Below are 15,560 nucleotides of genomic sequence, written 5' to 3'. Positions count from 1 at the left end.
GCTACTGACCGAACAAAGGCTTCCCATGAGTGAAGATGCACAAGACGTCGTACTGATCGTCGAAGATGACCCCTCGATCCTGATGGTGCTTTCTGCCTATCTGTCAGGGGAGGGCTACCGGGTGCTGCAGGCCGAGAACGGCGAGCAGGCCTTTGAAATTCTGGCAAGCAAACCGCACCTGGACATGATGATCACCGACTTCCGCCTGCCGGGTGGAATCTCTGGCGTTCAGATCGCCGAACCAGCGGTGAAACTGCGACCGGAGCTTAAGGTGATCTTTATCAGCGGTTATCCGCAGGAAATCCGCGAGACCGATAGCCCGATCACCCGCAAGGCTCCGATCCTGGGCAAACCGTTCGATCTGGATGTGCTGCAAGAGCTGATGCAGGACATGCTCTCGTAACGTTCTTTGTAGGAGCGAGCTTGCTCGCGAAGGACTTGAGAGCAGCGCGTTTATTCAGCAAGAACGCGTTATCGTTAACGTTCTTCGCGAGCAAGCCCGCTCCCACAGGAGCAGGTTTAGATCCGGATCATCTCTTGCACCTTCGCGGTCAACAGGTCGAAGGTGAACGGCTTGGTGATCATCTGCATGCCAGGATCGAGAAACCCTCCGCGCACCGCAGCGTGTTCTGCATAACCGGTGATGAACAACACCTTGAGACCAGGCCGGTATTGCCGGCCAATTTCCGCCAGTTGCCGGCCGTTCATGCCCGGCAACCCGACATCGCTGATCAATAGGTCGATGCGCTGCGTGGAATTCAGAATCGGTACCGCGGTGTCGGCATTGCCAGCCTCGACAAAGGCATAACCCAACTCGCTCAGCACCGTGCTCACCAACACCCGCACCGCTGGATCGTCCTCGACGATCAACACGGTTTCGCCATTCTGCGCAAAGGGTGCGTGCTGGACATTCAGCGGGTTGTGCTGCGGTACGTCACCACCGAAACGCGGTAGAAACAATGTCACGGTGGTGCCTTTGTCGACACCACTGCGGATGGCGACGTGTCCGCGCGATTGCTTGGTGAAGCCATAGATCATCGACAGCCCAAGGCCAGTGCCCTGGCCAATCGGCTTGGTGGTAAAGAAGGGGTCGAAGGCGCGGTCAATGGTGCTTTGCGGCATGCCGCATCCGGTGTCGGTGACGCTCAGGACCACGTAATCACCCGGTTCCAGATTGCCCTGGGTTTCGGTGGCGCCAGTGGCCAGGTGCTGATTTGCGGTGTTGACCACCAGTCTGCCGCCACCGGGCATGGCATCCCGGGCGTTGATCACCAGGTTGAGCAGAGCGCTTTCCAGTTGGTTGGGGTCGGCCTCGGCGACCCACAAGCCTTCGCTCAACTGCATGTCCAGCTGGATGCTTTCGTTGATGCTGCGCTGGGCAATACCGCCCGTGAGTTGGCCGACGGCTTCCATTTTCTGCGACTGACGCAGGACCTCTTCGTTGTGTCGTAGCTGTGCAGTTCGTTCCTCGACTTGCTGTTCGAGGGTTTCGAGGGTGGTTTGCAGGCGCAGTTCACTTTGACTCAGGTCGATCAGCCGGTCCCGGGCTTCATACTGTCGTCGGCGCCCGCGCAATGCAGTGGTCACCAGACTGATCAACGTCACCGGATGAAAAGGGCGTTCAAGAAACGTGACGTTGCCCAGTTGCGGGCCGCAGCGCGACATCTGGCTGTCGCGTCCCCGCGGCGTGAGAATGATCGCGCGCTCGGACATCGCTTCCTGGACCGCAACGGGGTTTCGTCCCCGAGCAATACGCCCTGGAACGCATCCAGCGGTTCGCCGATGGTCATGCTGCGCCCGCTATGTCATCCAGACCTTCAATGCCGGTGGCGGCTTTTGCACTGAACAACTCGTTAGATGTAGACAAAAATTGCCCTCTCATGACTAGGGGGAACGAGGCAACAGGTCATCAGTACCTGAATGAGCTACCTGTTCACTGGACCCTTGGCCGTAATGAGCGTTCAACACGTTTTGACGCTAAAAACCTGTAGGAGCGAGCTTGCTCGCGATGGACGTGAACGATGACGCTTACTGTCTGGAAAAATGCGCCGCCTTCAAATTCATCGCGAGCAAGCTCGCTCCTACAGTAGGGGATCGTTTAGAGCCCTTGCTGCAACGCCGGATCGTCCGGGTTCATCTGTTCCAGTTGCGCCAACAGGATCTGCACGTTCTGCAGTTGTCCGCTTTCCTTCCAGTAGTTGATCAATAACACCCGTGCCTTACGGTCGGCCGGGTGGCGCTGGACGATTTCCTGCAGTTGCTTTTGCGCCGCTTCAAGTTCTTCCTCGCCATGAAGCGTGGTGGCCAGGTCGTAGCGGTAATCCTTGTTATCGGGCTCAAGCTCCACGGCCTTGGACAGACCGAGCAAGGCGAATTCACTTTGGCCGTGATGCAGCAACCAAAGACCCAAAGCGTGTTGCAGGTAGGCCGAGTCGGGTTGTGCGTGCAGTTGCTTGGCCAACAGCTGCCGGGCAGCGTCGCTTTGGCCTAGTTTATCCAGCACATCGATCTGCATCACCAGCGCGGGCAGGTTGCCTGGATCCAGCTGCAATGTCTGTTCGAGTGCCTGCTGTGCTGCTTTCAATTCGGCATTGTGCAGATGCAGTCGCGCCAGTTGATAGAAGTTGGCGGCGCTGGGCGGCGCGTTTTTGAGATCCTGTTCCCAGGCATCAATGGCTTGCTCCAACGGCCCGAAATACAAACCCAGGTCATCCGGCGAGAGTCCTAGCAACGCGTTCACTGCGGCAAGCCGTACGCTTTGTTCACTGTCTTCGAGCAAGGGCCCGAGCAACAGGCTGCGCTGCCCGTTGGGCACTAGCTCGCTGACGCTTTTGATCGCTGCGATGCGCACCTCGGGCGCGGGGTGTTGCAGGTCCGCGTCCGCCAGTTTCAAGGCCACGGAGCTGGGGTAGTTGGGCAGCTCGGCGTGCAGCCAGATGCGCCGTTTGGGCGAAATGTCGGGGCGGCCGAGTTGCTGGTACAGAACTCGCGCTGCTCCCGGTTGACCTGCGCGGGCCTGAGTGAGCGCTTCACCGTAGCCACGCTTGATTGCCTCCGGCACCACGGGGGGGGTATTGCGCAAGAAAAACCAGGCCAGGCCAATGGCGAACAAGGCGCAGGCACTGATGATCAGGTAGCGGCGGAACTGGGGCATGCAGGAATCCGGTAGCTGGCAAGCTTTTGCAAAGGTGCCAGCTTCGGTCAGGCAAGGCTGTGAGTCAAACCCTGACTCAGTTCAGCACGTACTCAATCGGTTCGAGGGCCGCCGGTAAATCGGTTTGCCCCAATGCCGCCAGTACTTCACGTTCCAGGGTGCGCAAAATCGCATTGCACGGCAGATCGTTCTCATCGAAGCCGAACGGGTCTTCAAGGTCGTCTCCGATTTCGTCGAGTCCAAAAAAGGTGTAGCTGACAATGGCGGTGAACACGGGGGTCAACCAACCCAGCGGTTCGGCCATCGCAAACGGCAGCAGGATGCAGAACAGGTAAATCGTGCGGTGCAGCAACAATGTGTAGGGGAAGGGCAGTGGTGTACTTTTGATTCGTTCACAGCTGGCTTGAACCTGACTGAGGCTGACCAGTCTGGATTCCAGTTGGGTGTAACGCCATTCGCTGATGTGGTCGCGTTGGGCCAGTGCCGAGAATTGGCCACCGATACGCTGGAGGAGCGCATCGGTAATGTTTGGGTGACCAGCATCCATGGCGTGATGCGTCCAGGGTTTGATGGCAGTCAGCTCGTCTTCCACGCGCAGACGGGCGATCAAACCATGGGCGAAACCACAGAGTTCGCGCAACAGAACCGCTCGTTCAGTGGCGTCCATCAGCCCTTGGGTTTGGCGAATCAGCGAACGCACTTCGATGATCAACTGCCCGAGTTGCTTGCGGCCCTCCCACCAGCGGTCGTAACAGGCGTTGTTGCGAAAGCTCATGAAGATCGACAGCGACAGGCCCAGCAAGGTGAAAGGTGTGGCGTTGACCTTGGAGAAGTACGCGGGATGCCATGTCTCCACCAGCACAATGACGGAGGCCAGCAGCGTGACCAATAGACTGCGCAAGGCAATGCGCTTGGCAATCGAGCCTTTTAGGGAAAACAGAATGCCGATCAGGTTCGGCTTGGCACGCACAATCATGGGCAAAGGTTTTTCAAGTGACGCTTCCGCAGCAATCCCAGCGTAGGGGTAGGGCGAGGGTCTGTCCAATCGCTATGGCTGAAGGATTGATCGAGCGCATCTATCGGAAACGTCTGACCCATCGGCGCTTTTGCCTACCTGTTGCGTCGACAGTGAAACCTGTCAGGGCACCGAGGGAGTGACTACGCTTGCTTGAGATGACCTGACGAGCGTTCCCATGCAACCGCTGCTTCAATACTTCAAGGCAATACTCAACCCCGGACCGGGTGTGTTGTTGTTTGCCTTGAGAACCATCGCGGCTGGGCTGTTGACGCTGTATCTGGCCTTCCTGTTCGACCTCGACCAGCCCAAGTGGTCGATCATGGCGGTGGTCATCGTCAGCCAGCCCTTGGGTGGCATGGCCCTGGCACGAAGCTTCGGCCAGGTCATCGGCACCACGTTGGGTGCGGTGGTTGCCGTGTTGATCATGGCGATTTTCCCCCAGGCGCCGCTGCCTTTTATCCTCACCCTGGCCTTGTGGTTGGCGCTGTGTACCGCCGGGGGTACGTTGTTGCGTTACACCAGTTCCCAGGCGTTTGTGCTGAGTGGCTACACGGCGGTGGTCGTGGCGCTGCTGGCGGTGCCTGATCAGGACGGCACGTTTTTGCTGGCCGTAACCCGTGTGACCGAAACGCTCCTGGCGGTGGCCTGCGTGTGTGTTGTAAGCCTTCTAACCGCTCGGCCGGAGAGCGTTGCCCGGGATTACTTCGCCAAGATCGATCAAGTGATCAAGCTGCTCGCGACCCACGCGGCCGCTGTTATTCGAACCGAAGAAAGCGAGGCTGATTTCCACCGGCGGCAAATGCAGCTGTTAGGCGCGATCAGCGCCCTGGAGGGTGTGCGTCGGCATTTGTATTTCGATGCGCCACGTTTGCGCAGCGCCAATGGGCTGGTGCAGTTGTTGGGTAATCAGCTGGTGCTACTGACCTCGCGGCTGACGGCTTTGCGCCACCAGCGGGAGCTGCTTGCCGAGCGCTGGAAAGGCGCGTTGCCGGAAGAAATACAGCTGTTGCGCGCCGAAGAGCTGTCTTTTCTCGATGAATTGGCCCGGCAGGGACGCTCATTATCAGCCGAAGCTCGCCAACATTTCGGGGCGCTGCAACAGCGATTCGATGACCAGGCCTATAAGGCAGAACAACTGACCGAGACGATGCCTGCCACGTTGCGTTCCCTGGCCTGGGCACTGCGCTGGGAGCAAGCGCGGATGCTGGAGCAACTGGGGCAGATTCTCGAGTTGAGCGACGCTATTCAGGAGGAGCGCGCAGCGAGCTCCGTGTTTCGCGGCCAGGACAATCCTTTGCATCTGGATTTCACCTTGGCGGCAATGAACGCAATCCGGGCATTTACCGCATTAGTGGTGGCTGGCCTGATCTGGATCGAGACCGGTTGGGACGGGGCGCGTGGCGGGATGATTGTGGTGGGGATTCTCTGTTCGCTGATGGCGACTTTTCCGCGACCGTTGCTGGCCAGCCAAAGCTTTGCCAGGGGGCTGGCGCTGGCCTTGGTGGTGTCGGCGTTGTACCTGTTCATGCTGATACCCATGATCAGTGAGTTCGAGTGGCTCGCCTTGTTGTTCGCCCCCTTGCTGTATGCCGTCGCGGTGGGGCTGTCCAGTCCGCCAACCACGGGCACAGGTATTGGACTTGGACTGACGACGATGCTGTTACTGGGCCCGCAAAACGTAGGCGCCGGCCAAAACACTGCCATTCAGTGGTTCGAGTTTGCCGCTGCGTATATCTGCGCTGCCGCGTTGGCACTGAGTGTCTACGCCTTGATATTTCCGTTCCGGCCCGTATTGCGGATGCGCCGTCTGTTCAATGAGAACTGCGAGCAGGTCTACGCTTTGTTGAAGACACCGGCCACCGATGAGCAGCAATTTGCGTTTGAAAGTCGCCTGGTCGATCGCTTGACCATGATGTTGGGATTATTGCCGGCCACCAACGACAAGCCATCCAGCGAGCTGTTCGAAGTCAGCCTCGGGTGCATGGCACTGGGGGTGGCGTTGAACCAACTCCGGCAACAGGGGCAAAGCAATACGTTGCTCAGTACCGAGCAACAAAGCCGTTTGCTGGCGGCAGTCCGTGAGACAGGACGATTGGTCGCCGGGCGCCCCGGAATTGACCTTGAGCAACTGCTCGGACACTTGCGTGTCCTGGGCGATGAAATGGACGACTTGCATCTCGATGTTCATGAACACTTGTGGTCGGTATTCAGGATGCGTGTGGCGCTGCTGATTGTGGTGTCATTTCTGCAGCGCTACCGCGATCACTTTCAACCCGCAGACCTGGAAGGAGTGCCGACCCTTGCTCATTGATCTGGAAGTGGGGGGCGTTTACGTACCGCCAATCGGCCAGGCGTTGCTGCTGGCCTTACCGATTTTCCTGCTGTTGGACTGGATCCTGCGCCGCTTGGGCGTGCTGCGGTTCGTCTGGCACGAAGCCTTGTTCGAAGGCGCGTTGTACGCCTGCGTTTGCGCGACGCTGATTCTGGTGATGGGAGCTTGATGCTTTGAAGAAGATCCTTCCCCGCCTCGTGACGGTGGCGGTGGTGTTGCTGGCCTTTGTCCTCGGCTGGTTTGCCTGGGACCATTACACCCGCGATCCCTGGACCCGGGATGCGCGGGTGCGCGCCGACGTGGTGACCCTGTCCGCCGATGTCTCGGGGCGCATCGTCAGCCTGAATGTCCAGGACAACCAGCATGTGGACAAGGGCCAGTTGCTGCTGGAGATCGACCCCGCGCGCTACACCCTGGCGGTGGAACATGCCAAGCGTTCGGTAGAAGTGGCGAAAGCCTCCCTCGGACAGTCCGAAGCGACGATTGTCGCCAGTGAAGCGTTGCTCCGGCAGCGTCAAAGCGAAGAGCGCCGACGTCGTACCCTCAAGGAACGCGCCGCGATCGCTGGCGAGGAGTGGGAAAAATCCAGCACGGACGTGGCAGTGGCGCAGGCTGAGTTGCTGCGTAATCAGGCCAACCTGGGCTTGGCTCAGGCCAACGTGCAACTGGCAATCGCCGCATTGACCCAGGCTGAACTCGACTTGCAACGCACCCGGGTCCAGGCACCTGTCAGTGGTTATGTCACCAACCTGCTGACCCGTCAGGGCGACTATGCCGCCGCCGGTGGCGCGCTGTTGGCGTTGGTGGACAGCGATTCGTTTTACGTCAGTGGCTACTTTGAAGAAACCAAGTTGCCACGAATCGCGGAGGGCGATCGCGTCAAAATCGAATTGATGAGCGGCGAGACCTTCGGCGGCACCGTGCAAAGCATTGCCTTCGCCATTGCCGACCGGGAAAACCTGCCGGGTGGTCGCTTGTTGGCCACCATCAACCCCAGCTACACCTGGGTCAAACTCGCGCAGCGGGTGCCGGTGCGAATACAGATCGACGCCGATTACGCCGCCAAAAACCGACTGCGTGCGGGCACCACGGCCACGGTTACCGTCCTGGAAACACGAGAGCCCTCATCCACGCCATGACCCCCTGTAGGAGCGAGCTTGCTCGCGAAGGACGATAACGATAACGCGCTCTTCCTGAAAAAGCGCGTTGCTCTCAAGTCCTTCGCGAGCAAGCTCGCTCCTACAGGGGGCAGGTGTTGTCATCAGGCAAAAAAAAGCCCCGCGACCGAATGAGGCACAGGGCTAAAAAAATGGTCGGTTGCGGCCAACCAACGGAGCGCTATAACAGGTTACTTACTGGCGACAGTCTCTGGTTGCCAGCCACCGCCAAGGGCTTTGTAAATCGCGACAATACCGCGATAAAGATCGACTTCAGCCTGGGCCTGGGTGTCTTCGGCCGCCAGACGCTCGCGTTGTGCGTCGAGCAAGACGAGGAAGTCCACGGTGCCTTCGCGGTAGCGAATTTCGGCCAGGTCGGCTGCGGCGCGACTGGATTCGCTCTGACGAATCAGCGAAATCAGACGTTGCTGACGTTTGCCGTAATCGCTGAAAGCATTTTCTGATTCTTCCAGCGCCAACAGCACTTGCTGTTCGTAGGTTGCCAGGGCGCCTTCGGCATCCGCATCGGCACCGCGTATGCGAGCGCGCACACTGCCCAGGTCGAACGCGGCCCAGGTGATGCTTGGGCCGAGTGCCCAGGCGTTAGCGGCCGAGGAACCGATTTGCGAGCCGCGTCCGGCGGTGAAGCCAAGGAAGCCGCTGAGGCTGACCCGAGGGAACAAATCAGCCGTGGCCACACCAATACGGGCGGTGGAGGAGGCCAGTTTGCGCTCGGCGCTGAGGATATCCGGGCGACGTTGCAGCAGTTGGCCCGGATCACCAATGGGCAGCGCCTTGGCAATCGCCGGCAAGTCCTTCGGACTCAGGTCGACGGTCAGTTTGTCCGGACGTTCACCCAGCAGGGTGGCGATGCGGTTTTTCTGCCGAACCTGTTCAGCCTGCAGTTGCGGCACGCTGGCTTCGACGGACGCCAGGCGTGCATCTGCGCGTTCCACATCGAGCTGATCGCCGACGCCGGCATCACGCAGGCTTTCGGTGATCTTGCGCGATTCCTGCTGGTTTTTCAGGTTGGCCAGCGCAATTTTTTCCCGCAGTTGCGCGCCGCGCAGTTGGCCGTAGGAGTCCACCAACTCGGCAATCATGGTGACTTGCAGTTGGTACAGATCGGCTTCGATGGCCTGCTGTTCGGCGTTGGCCGATTCCAGATTGCGCTGGATACGGCCAAACAGATCGATTTCCCACGCCATGTCCAGACCCAGGTCATAGCGTTCGCTGTTGACCCGTTTGGTGGTGGTGCCAGGAATCTGACCCTTGGCCAGATCGCTGCTGGCACGGCTGGTGATGGTCGGCATGGCGTCATTGCTGATGTCATCGCGAATCGCCCGGGCCGCTTTCCAGCGGGCAAACGCCACGCGTAGGTCACGGTTACCTTTCAGCGATTGAGTCACCAACTGGTTGAGCGTCGGGTCTTCGAACTGCTGCCACCAAATGCCTTCGAAACGCGAGCGGTCAAAGTTCTTCTGACCGGCGGCGCCATCGGTGGCCGTCGTGATGTTGGCCGGCTCAGTGGCGGGCGTCTTGTAGTCCGGGCCGACGGCACAGGCACTCAGGGCCAGTACCAGCAGGCTCGGCAGGAAGGCTTTCAAGCTCATTGATGCGACTCCAGTTTCAGGGCCTTGGCCGCTTTGCGCGCTTCACCGCGCTCCACAAAGTTGCGAATCAATACGTAGAACACTGGCGTCAGCAACAGACCGAAGAAGGTCACCCCGAGCATCCCCGAGAACACCGCCACACCCATGGCGTGACGCATTTCGGCACCGGCTCCGCTGGAGAACACCAGGGGCACAACCCCCATGATGAACGCGAAGGAGGTCATCAGGATCGGCCGCAGACGCAGGCGGCACGCTTCAAGCACCGCCGCCAGCGGGTTCATGCCTTCTTGCTGTTTATCCTTGGCAAACTCGACGATCAGAATCGCGTTCTTACAGGCAAGCCCCACCAGTACGATCAGACCGATCTGGGTGAAGATGTTGTTGTCACCACCCGACGCAATCACACCGGTAATGGCTGACAGCAGAGTCATCGGTACGATCAGGATCACCGCCAGTGGCAGGCTCCAGCTTTCGTATTGAGCCGCGAGTACCAGGAAAGCCAGCAAGACACAGAGCGGGAACACGAACAGCGCAGTGTTGCCGGACAGAATCTGCTGGTAGGTCAGGTCGGTCCACTCGTAGGTCATCCCGTTTGGCAGTTCGTCCTTGAGCAGTTTCTCGATGGCTTTCTGGGCCTGGCCGGAGCTGTAGCCGGGGGCCGCCGCACCGTTGATTTCAGCGGTGATGAAGCCGTTGTAGTGCATCACGCGGTCCGGGCCCGAGGTGTCGCTGACCTTGATGAAGGTCGCCAGCGGGATCATCTCGCCTTTGTTGTTACGTACTTTCAGCTGGCCGATCTGGTCCGGCTCGAGACGGAACTGCTGCTCGGCCTGAACGTTGACCTGGTAGGTACGACCGAAGCGGTTGAAGTCGTTGGCATACAGCGAACCCAGATAGATCTGCAAGGTGTCGAAGATGTCGCTGACGGCCACGCCGTGGGTCTTGGCTTTTTCACGGTCGATAGCGGCATCGACCTGTGGCACGTTCACGGTGTAGCTGGTGAACAGGGCCGCCAGTTCCGGTACGTTGTGGCTCTTGGTAATGATGTTCATGGTTTCTTTGTACAGTTCGTCGTAGCCCAGGTTGCCCCGGTCTTCGATCTGCAGGCGGAAACCACCGATGGTGCCCAGGCCTTGTACCGGCGGCGGCGGGAAGATCGCCATGTAAGCTTCTTGAATCCCGGCGAACTTGCCGTTCAACGCACCGGCAATGGCACCGGCGGACATGCTCGGGTCTTTGCGCTCATCAAACGGTTTCAGGGTCACGAACACGATGCCCGCGTTAGGACTGTTGGTGAAGCCGTTGATCGACAGGCCCGGGAAGGCCACCGCACTTTCCACGCCGGGCTGTTTCAGGGCCAGGTCCGACATGCGTTTAATCACGTCTTCAGTACGGTCCAGGCTCGAGGCGTCCGGCAGTTGCGCGAAGGCCACCAGGTATTGCTTGTCCTGGCCAGGGACGAAACCGGTCGGGGTGTTGGCGAAACCGAAGAACGTCAGCACCATCAGGCCTGCGTACAGCAGCAGGGCGATGCCGCTGCTGCGGATAACCCGGCCTACAGTGCCGACATAACCGTGGCTGGCTTTGTCAAAGAAGCGGTTGAATGGACGAAACAGCCAGCCGCCAAAGATCTTGTCGAGGACCTTGGAGAAACGGTCTTTCGGCGCGTCATGACTTTTGAGCAACACCGCCGCCAATGCAGGCGACAGCGTCAGCGAGTTGAAGGCCGAGATCACTGTCGAGATCGCAATGGTCAAGGCGAACTGCTTATAGAATTGTCCGGTCAATCCCGAGATAAAAGCCGCCGGGATAAACACCGCACACAGCACCAGCGCTGTCGCGATGATCGGGCCGGTCACTTCACGCATGGCCCGTTTGGTCGCGTCGACCGGGTTCAGCCCCAGCCCGATGTTTCGCTCGACGTTCTCCACCACCACGATGGCGTCGTCCACCACGATACCGATGGCCAGTACCAATCCGAACAGTGACAGCGCGTTCAGCGAGAAGCCGAACAGGTGCATCACCGCAAACGTACCGATCAACGAAACCGGCACCGCCACTAACGGAATGATCGAAGCGCGCCAGGTTTGCAGGAACAGAATCACCACCAGTACTACGAGGATCAGTGCTTCGAAGAGGGTATGAACCACCGCTTCGATGGAACCGCGCACGAAGATCGTCGGGTCATAGACGATGCTGAAGTCCATGCCTTCCGGGAAGCTTTTCTTCAGCTCGGCCATTTTCGAGCGCACTTCGTTGGAGATCTCGATAGCGTTCGAGCCCGGGCGCTGGAAGATCGGGATGGCCACCGCCGGCTGGTTATTCAGCAAGGAGCGCAGGGCGTATTGGCTGGAACCCAGTTCAACCCGAGCGATGTCTTTCAGGCGCGTGATTTCACCGTTGTCGCCGGAGCGAATGATGATGTTCTCGAACTCTTCCTCGGAAACCAGACGACCTTGGGTGTTGACCGACAGTTGGAACGCGGTGGCATTCGGCGCGGGAGGCGCACCCAACGCACCGGCCGCCACTTGACGGTTCTGCTCACGGATCGCGGTGACCACATCGGTCGCAGTCAAATTGCGCGAAGCGGTCTTGTTCGGATCAAGCCAGACCCGCAGCGAGTAGTCGCCCATACCGAACAGCTGCACATCACCGACACCGCCCAAACGTGCCAGCTCATCCTTGATGTTGAGCAAGGCGTAGTTGGACAGGTAAAGCATGTCGTAACGTTTGTCCGGCGAGGTCAAGTGCACCACCATGGTCAAGTCGGGCGACGCCTTGTCCACGGTGATACCGATGCGCGTCACTTCTTCTGGAAGTTTCGGCTCGGTCCGGGTCACACGGTTCTGTACCTGCACCTGTGCGTTATCCAGGTCAGTGCCCAGCGCGAAAGTGATGGTCAGAGTGATCTTGCCGTCAGCGGTGGACTGCGAGGACATGTACAGCATGTTCTCGACGCCGGTGATGGCTTGCTCCAGCGGGGCGGCGACGGTTTCACCGATGACTTTAGGGTTGGCACCCGGGAAGTTGGCGCGGACCACAACGGTCGGCGGCACGACTTCCGGGTATTCGCTGATCGGCAACTGGAACAGCGAGATGGCGCCGGCAATCAGGATCAGCAGCGACAGCACCGCTGCAAAGATCGGCCGTGAAATAAAGAATTGGGAAAAATTCATCGCAGTTGTTGCTCCCTTAACCGCGTGGAGTCGCAGCAGCCAGTTTCACAACCGACCCCGGCGCGACCTTGGCTGGCGCGACTTGGGGCAGGTTGCTGGCTTCCAGCGCTTGTCGTTGTTGGGCGAGTGCCGCGAGGGTTTGCTCGCTGGCCATCGGGATCACTTCAGGGGTGACCGGCGAACCAGGACGAACCCGTTGCAGGCCCTTGACGATGACGGTGTCATCCTTGTTCAGGCCGCTGCGCACGATGCGCAAACCTTCGATCTTCGGACCCAGTTCAACCGCGCGGTACGCCGTTTTGTTGTCGGCATCCATCACCAGCACAAACTTCTTGCCCAGATCGGTCCCGACCGCTTCGTCGTTGATCAACACCGCGGAGTAGGTGCCGCTGCCAACCAGTTTCAGGCGTGCATACAGGCCAGGGGTGTAAGTGCCGTCGGTGTTGTCGAACACGGCGCGACCACGGATGGTGCCGGTTTTCGGGTTGACCTGGTTGTCGACAAAGTTCATTACGCCCTGGTGCGGGTTGCCGTCTTCATTGGACAGGCCGAGGTAAACCGGGGTAGTAGCACCGCGTTTGCCCTGGCGAGCGAGCTCGGTGTACTTGAGGAACACACGTTCGTCAGCGTCGAAGTAGGCGTAGACCTTGTCAGTGGAGACCACACTGGTCAGCGCGGTGGTGTCGGCGGTCACCAGGTTGCCGGCGGTGATTTCCGCACGGCTGACGCGCCCACTGATCGGCGCGGTAACACGGGTGAAGCTCAGGTTCAGTTTCGCCAGGTCCAGTTGCGCCTGGAGGGCGCCAACAGCGGCGCGGGCTTCTTGAGCAGCGCTGGTGCGCGAATCGGCCAGCTCGGCGGAGATCGCGTTGCTGGTACGCAGACGCTCACCACGCTGGGCTTCGTTTTCGCTGCGAGTGGCATTGGCGCGGCCCTGAGCGACCAGTGCTTCAAGGCGGCGGACTTCGGCCTGGAACGGGCGCGGGTCGATCTGGAACAGCAAGTCACCTTTCTTGACCAGTGCGCCTTCGGTGAAGGCAACTTCATCGATCTGGCCGGAGACCCGTGGCCGGATTTCTACGGTTTCCGGGGCTTCAAGGCGCCCGGTGAATTCGTCCCACTCGTTAACCGGTTGTTCCAATACCTTGGCCACGCTGACCTTGGCTGCGGGGAGGGTGGCGGCAGTTTCCGGAGTCTTGCCGCAAGCGCTCATCACCAGTACGGCCAATAAGGCCAACGGGAAGCGCAAATGTTTGAGTGACTGTTCCATGGATGCATCCGCCAATGTATTGAGAATGGACGGATGATGCTCGGCGGGAGGGGTATCTCACGAATCGAATGAAGCAAAGGTAACTATCATTCGGAATGATATAACCGCAAGGCGAGCCCTCTAGCATGCGCCTTCGGTTGGAAAGCGATCAACTTGATTGATGACAATTCTGTGTTGCCGGGGGTGCAAAAATAAGACCCCGGATCGAGTCGCGGCCATCGCGAGCAGGCTCGCTCCCACAGGAGAACGCTTTCCAAATGTGGGAGCGAGCCTGCTCGCGATAGGGCCAGGCGCTTTAATACAGATCTCACTGCAGACCCGGATAAATTCAAACCTGTCATCAATAGCGAAGTCGATGTCGTTAAATGCGAAGCGCCCGCCGATCGGGTGACTCTTTAATGTCAGCACAATAAAAAGTCGCTGGCGCTTGAAACCGACACGCCCGACTGCAACACCTGATTCACGAGTTGCTTAGTTCGCTAAGCAGGAGAATAACAAGATGATATTCGTGAAAAATGTACTGGCTGCTTCGCTCATCATGGCGCTGGCCATCGATGCTCAGGCGTCCGTTCCGAGTCACGAAGCCGCCAAGCTGGGTGTCAGCCTGACCCTGGTGGGTGCCGAAAAGGCCGGTAATGCCGATGGCACCATTCCGGCCTATAACGGTGGTCTGAGCACCGCGCCTGCCGGTTTCAAGGTGGGCGATAACATGCGCCCGGACCCCTATGCCGGCGAAAAACCGCTGTTGGTGATCAATGGCAAGAACCTCGACCAGTACAAGGGCATGCTCACGGCCACTACTGCGGAGTTGGCCAAGCGTTTTCCCGGCTACCGCATCGACGTGTATCCGACCCACCGCACCGCAGCCCTGCCACAGGCGGTGCTGGACAACAGCCTGAAAAATGCCACCGGCGCCAAGTCCCTCAAGGGCGGGTTGGCCATCGACAACGTACTGCCCGGTGTACCGTTCCCGATTCCACAATCGGGTGCCGAGGCGATGTGGAATTTCTTGCTGCGCTACCAGGGAGTCACCATCACCTCCAAGTATGACTCCTGGAATGTCGACTCGGCTGGCGTGCCGAGCCTGACGGTCACCGGCCAGGCGCTCATCTCTTTCCCGATTTACGAAAACATGTCCAAGCTCATCAACAGCACCGACATCTACTATCAGATGAAGTTGTCCTACACCGGCCCTGCGCGCCGGGCCGGCGAGTCGATCATGCTTAAAGACGCCGCCAATCCTGCGCAGCAGCCGGGTCGTGCCTGGCAGTACATGCCTGGCCAGCGTCGCGTCAAACTGATATCGATCCTGGCCTACGACACGCCTAACCCTGGTACCGCTCGCGCACTGGAACTTTACGACTGGACGCTGATCGGCAAGCAAGAAATGATCGTGCCCTACAACACCTACAAGTTGACCTACGCGCAGGATCCCAAGTCGTTGACCACCCCCAATTACCTCGCCCCTGATTTCGTACGCTGGGAGAAACACCGCGTCTGGGTCGTGGAGGGCAACCTCAAGCCCGGCGCGCAGCACATCTATCAGAAACGCCGCTTCTACCTGGATGAAGACAGTTGGGCCGCTCTGGCCTCCGATCAGTACGGCGCGAGTGGTCAGCTTTACCGTGGCTCCTTCGCCTTCCTTAGCCAAAGCTACGACCATAAGGTGCCGGATGCGACCCCTTTCATGACATACGATCTGGCGCTCGGCTCGTACAACATCAATGGTGTGGTAGGGCCTCACGGTGGCATCAAGTACATCGAACCGTTATCGACGGCACAGTGGTCGCCGGATTCCATGGCCGGTTCCGGCATTCGCTAAGCACAAGGTGGCGTGCGG

At 59.3% G+C, this 15,560-nt stretch carries 11 protein-coding genes; 5 read left to right on the top strand and 6 right to left on the bottom strand.

All coding sequences use genetic code 11. The features are described from left to right. Positions 1–25 precede the first annotated feature (25 nt). Positions 26–403, top strand: coding sequence for a response regulator (locus tag JFU37_RS30095; RefSeq protein WP_010460444.1), 378 nt, complete (start codon positions 26–28; stop codon positions 401–403). 116 nt (positions 404–519) lie between these two features. Here the strand turns inward: JFU37_RS30095 and JFU37_RS30090 are convergent, their stop codons facing one another. From JFU37_RS30090 to JFU37_RS30080, 3 genes are all read right to left on the bottom strand, one after another. Beyond that, a complete protein-coding gene (locus tag JFU37_RS30090) occupies positions 520–1,713 on the bottom strand; it encodes an ATP-binding protein (protein WP_201120812.1) in 1,194 nt (397 codons plus the stop codon). Positions 1,714–2,098: 385 nt separating this feature from the next. Further along, entirely contained in the window at positions 2,099–3,154 is a 1,056-nt protein-coding gene (locus tag JFU37_RS30085) for a tetratricopeptide repeat protein (protein WP_201120804.1), read from the bottom strand. A 76-nt stretch (positions 3,155–3,230) separates the two neighbouring features. Then, a complete protein-coding gene (locus JFU37_RS30080; RefSeq protein WP_201120802.1) occupies positions 3,231–4,130 on the bottom strand; it encodes a bestrophin family protein in 900 nt (299 codons plus the stop codon). Positions 4,131–4,347: 217 nt separating this feature from the next. On the opposite strand from JFU37_RS30080, the gene JFU37_RS30075 reads away from it, so the two are divergent. The 3 genes from JFU37_RS30075 to JFU37_RS30065 are packed head-to-tail and all read left to right on the top strand — an operon-like array spanning position 4,348 to position 7,643. Further along, on the top strand, positions 4,348–6,483 hold the full coding sequence (locus JFU37_RS30075) for an FUSC family protein (protein WP_201120800.1): 2,136 nt from the start codon (positions 4,348–4,350) through the stop codon (positions 6,481–6,483). Continuing rightward, the gene (locus tag JFU37_RS30070; protein ID WP_201120798.1) at positions 6,473–6,673 is read left to right on the top strand and encodes a DUF1656 domain-containing protein; all 201 of its coding nucleotides are present in this window, start codon (positions 6,473–6,475) and stop codon (positions 6,671–6,673) included. Before JFU37_RS30075 ends, JFU37_RS30070 begins: the two co-directional genes overlap by 11 nt. Positions 6,674–6,677: 4 nt before the next feature. Beyond that, positions 6,678–7,643 (top strand): HlyD family efflux transporter periplasmic adaptor subunit, encoded by a 966-nt coding sequence (locus JFU37_RS30065; protein ID WP_201120797.1) that lies wholly within the window; start codon positions 6,678–6,680, stop codon positions 7,641–7,643. Positions 7,644–7,852: 209 nt separating this feature from the next. On the opposite strand, the gene JFU37_RS30060 is transcribed toward JFU37_RS30065, so the two are convergent. From JFU37_RS30060 to mexE, 3 genes are read right to left on the bottom strand one after another with little or no spacing between them, the layout of a single operon-like run. After that, positions 7,853–9,274: an efflux transporter outer membrane subunit gene (locus JFU37_RS30060; RefSeq protein WP_201120796.1), complete on the bottom strand. Its 1,422-nt coding sequence runs from the start codon at positions 9,272–9,274 to the stop codon at positions 7,853–7,855. Beyond that, positions 9,271–12,450, bottom strand: a complete 3,180-nt coding sequence (locus JFU37_RS30055; protein ID WP_201120795.1) for an efflux RND transporter permease subunit — start codon at positions 12,448–12,450, stop codon at positions 9,271–9,273. The genes JFU37_RS30060 and JFU37_RS30055 overlap by 4 nt, the downstream gene beginning before the upstream one ends. 16 nt (positions 12,451–12,466) lie before the next feature. Beyond that, complete coding sequence (gene mexE, locus JFU37_RS30050; protein ID WP_201120794.1) at positions 12,467–13,720, bottom strand: multidrug efflux RND transporter periplasmic adaptor subunit MexE; 1,254 nt, start codon at positions 13,718–13,720, stop codon at positions 12,467–12,469. 499 nt (positions 13,721–14,219) lie between these two features. Here mexE and JFU37_RS30045 point away from each other — a divergent pair, with 499 nt between their 5' ends. Next, positions 14,220–15,542 (top strand): DUF1329 domain-containing protein, encoded by a 1,323-nt coding sequence (locus JFU37_RS30045; RefSeq protein ID WP_201120793.1) that lies wholly within the window; start codon positions 14,220–14,222, stop codon positions 15,540–15,542. The last annotated feature ends 18 nt before the right edge of the window (positions 15,543–15,560 follow it).

It is taken from the genome of Pseudomonas sp. TH41, assembly GCF_016650695.1.
GTDB lineage: Bacteria > Pseudomonadota > Gammaproteobacteria > Pseudomonadales > Pseudomonadaceae > Aquipseudomonas.
Note: the sequence above shows the minus strand (reverse complement) of the source record. Positions and strands in the feature narration are given on the sequence as shown.

Coding starts and splice junctions, on each gene's coding strand:
- JFU37_RS30085 (WP_201120804.1), bottom strand. CDS start 3,154: ATGCCCCAGTTCCGCCGCTACCTGATCATCAGTGCCTGCGCCTTGTTC.
- JFU37_RS30060 (WP_201120796.1), bottom strand. CDS start 9,274: ATGAGCTTGAAAGCCTTCCTGCCGAGCCTGCTGGTACTGGCCCTGAGT.
- JFU37_RS30055 (WP_201120795.1), bottom strand. CDS start 12,450: ATGAATTTTTCCCAATTCTTTATTTCACGGCCGATCTTTGCAGCGGTG.
- mexE (WP_201120794.1), bottom strand. CDS start 13,720: ATGGAACAGTCACTCAAACATTTGCGCTTCCCGTTGGCCTTATTGGCC.
- JFU37_RS30075 (WP_201120800.1), top strand. CDS start 4,348: ATGCAACCGCTGCTTCAATACTTCAAGGCAATACTCAACCCCGGACCG.
- JFU37_RS30045 (WP_201120793.1), top strand. CDS start 14,220: ATGATATTCGTGAAAAATGTACTGGCTGCTTCGCTCATCATGGCGCTG.
- JFU37_RS30090 (WP_201120812.1), bottom strand. CDS start 1,713: ATGTCCGAGCGCGCGATCATTCTCACGCCGCGGGGACGCGACAGCCAG.
- JFU37_RS30080 (WP_201120802.1), bottom strand. CDS start 4,130: ATGATTGTGCGTGCCAAGCCGAACCTGATCGGCATTCTGTTTTCCCTA.
- JFU37_RS30095 (WP_010460444.1), top strand. CDS start 26: ATGAGTGAAGATGCACAAGACGTCGTACTGATCGTCGAAGATGACCCC.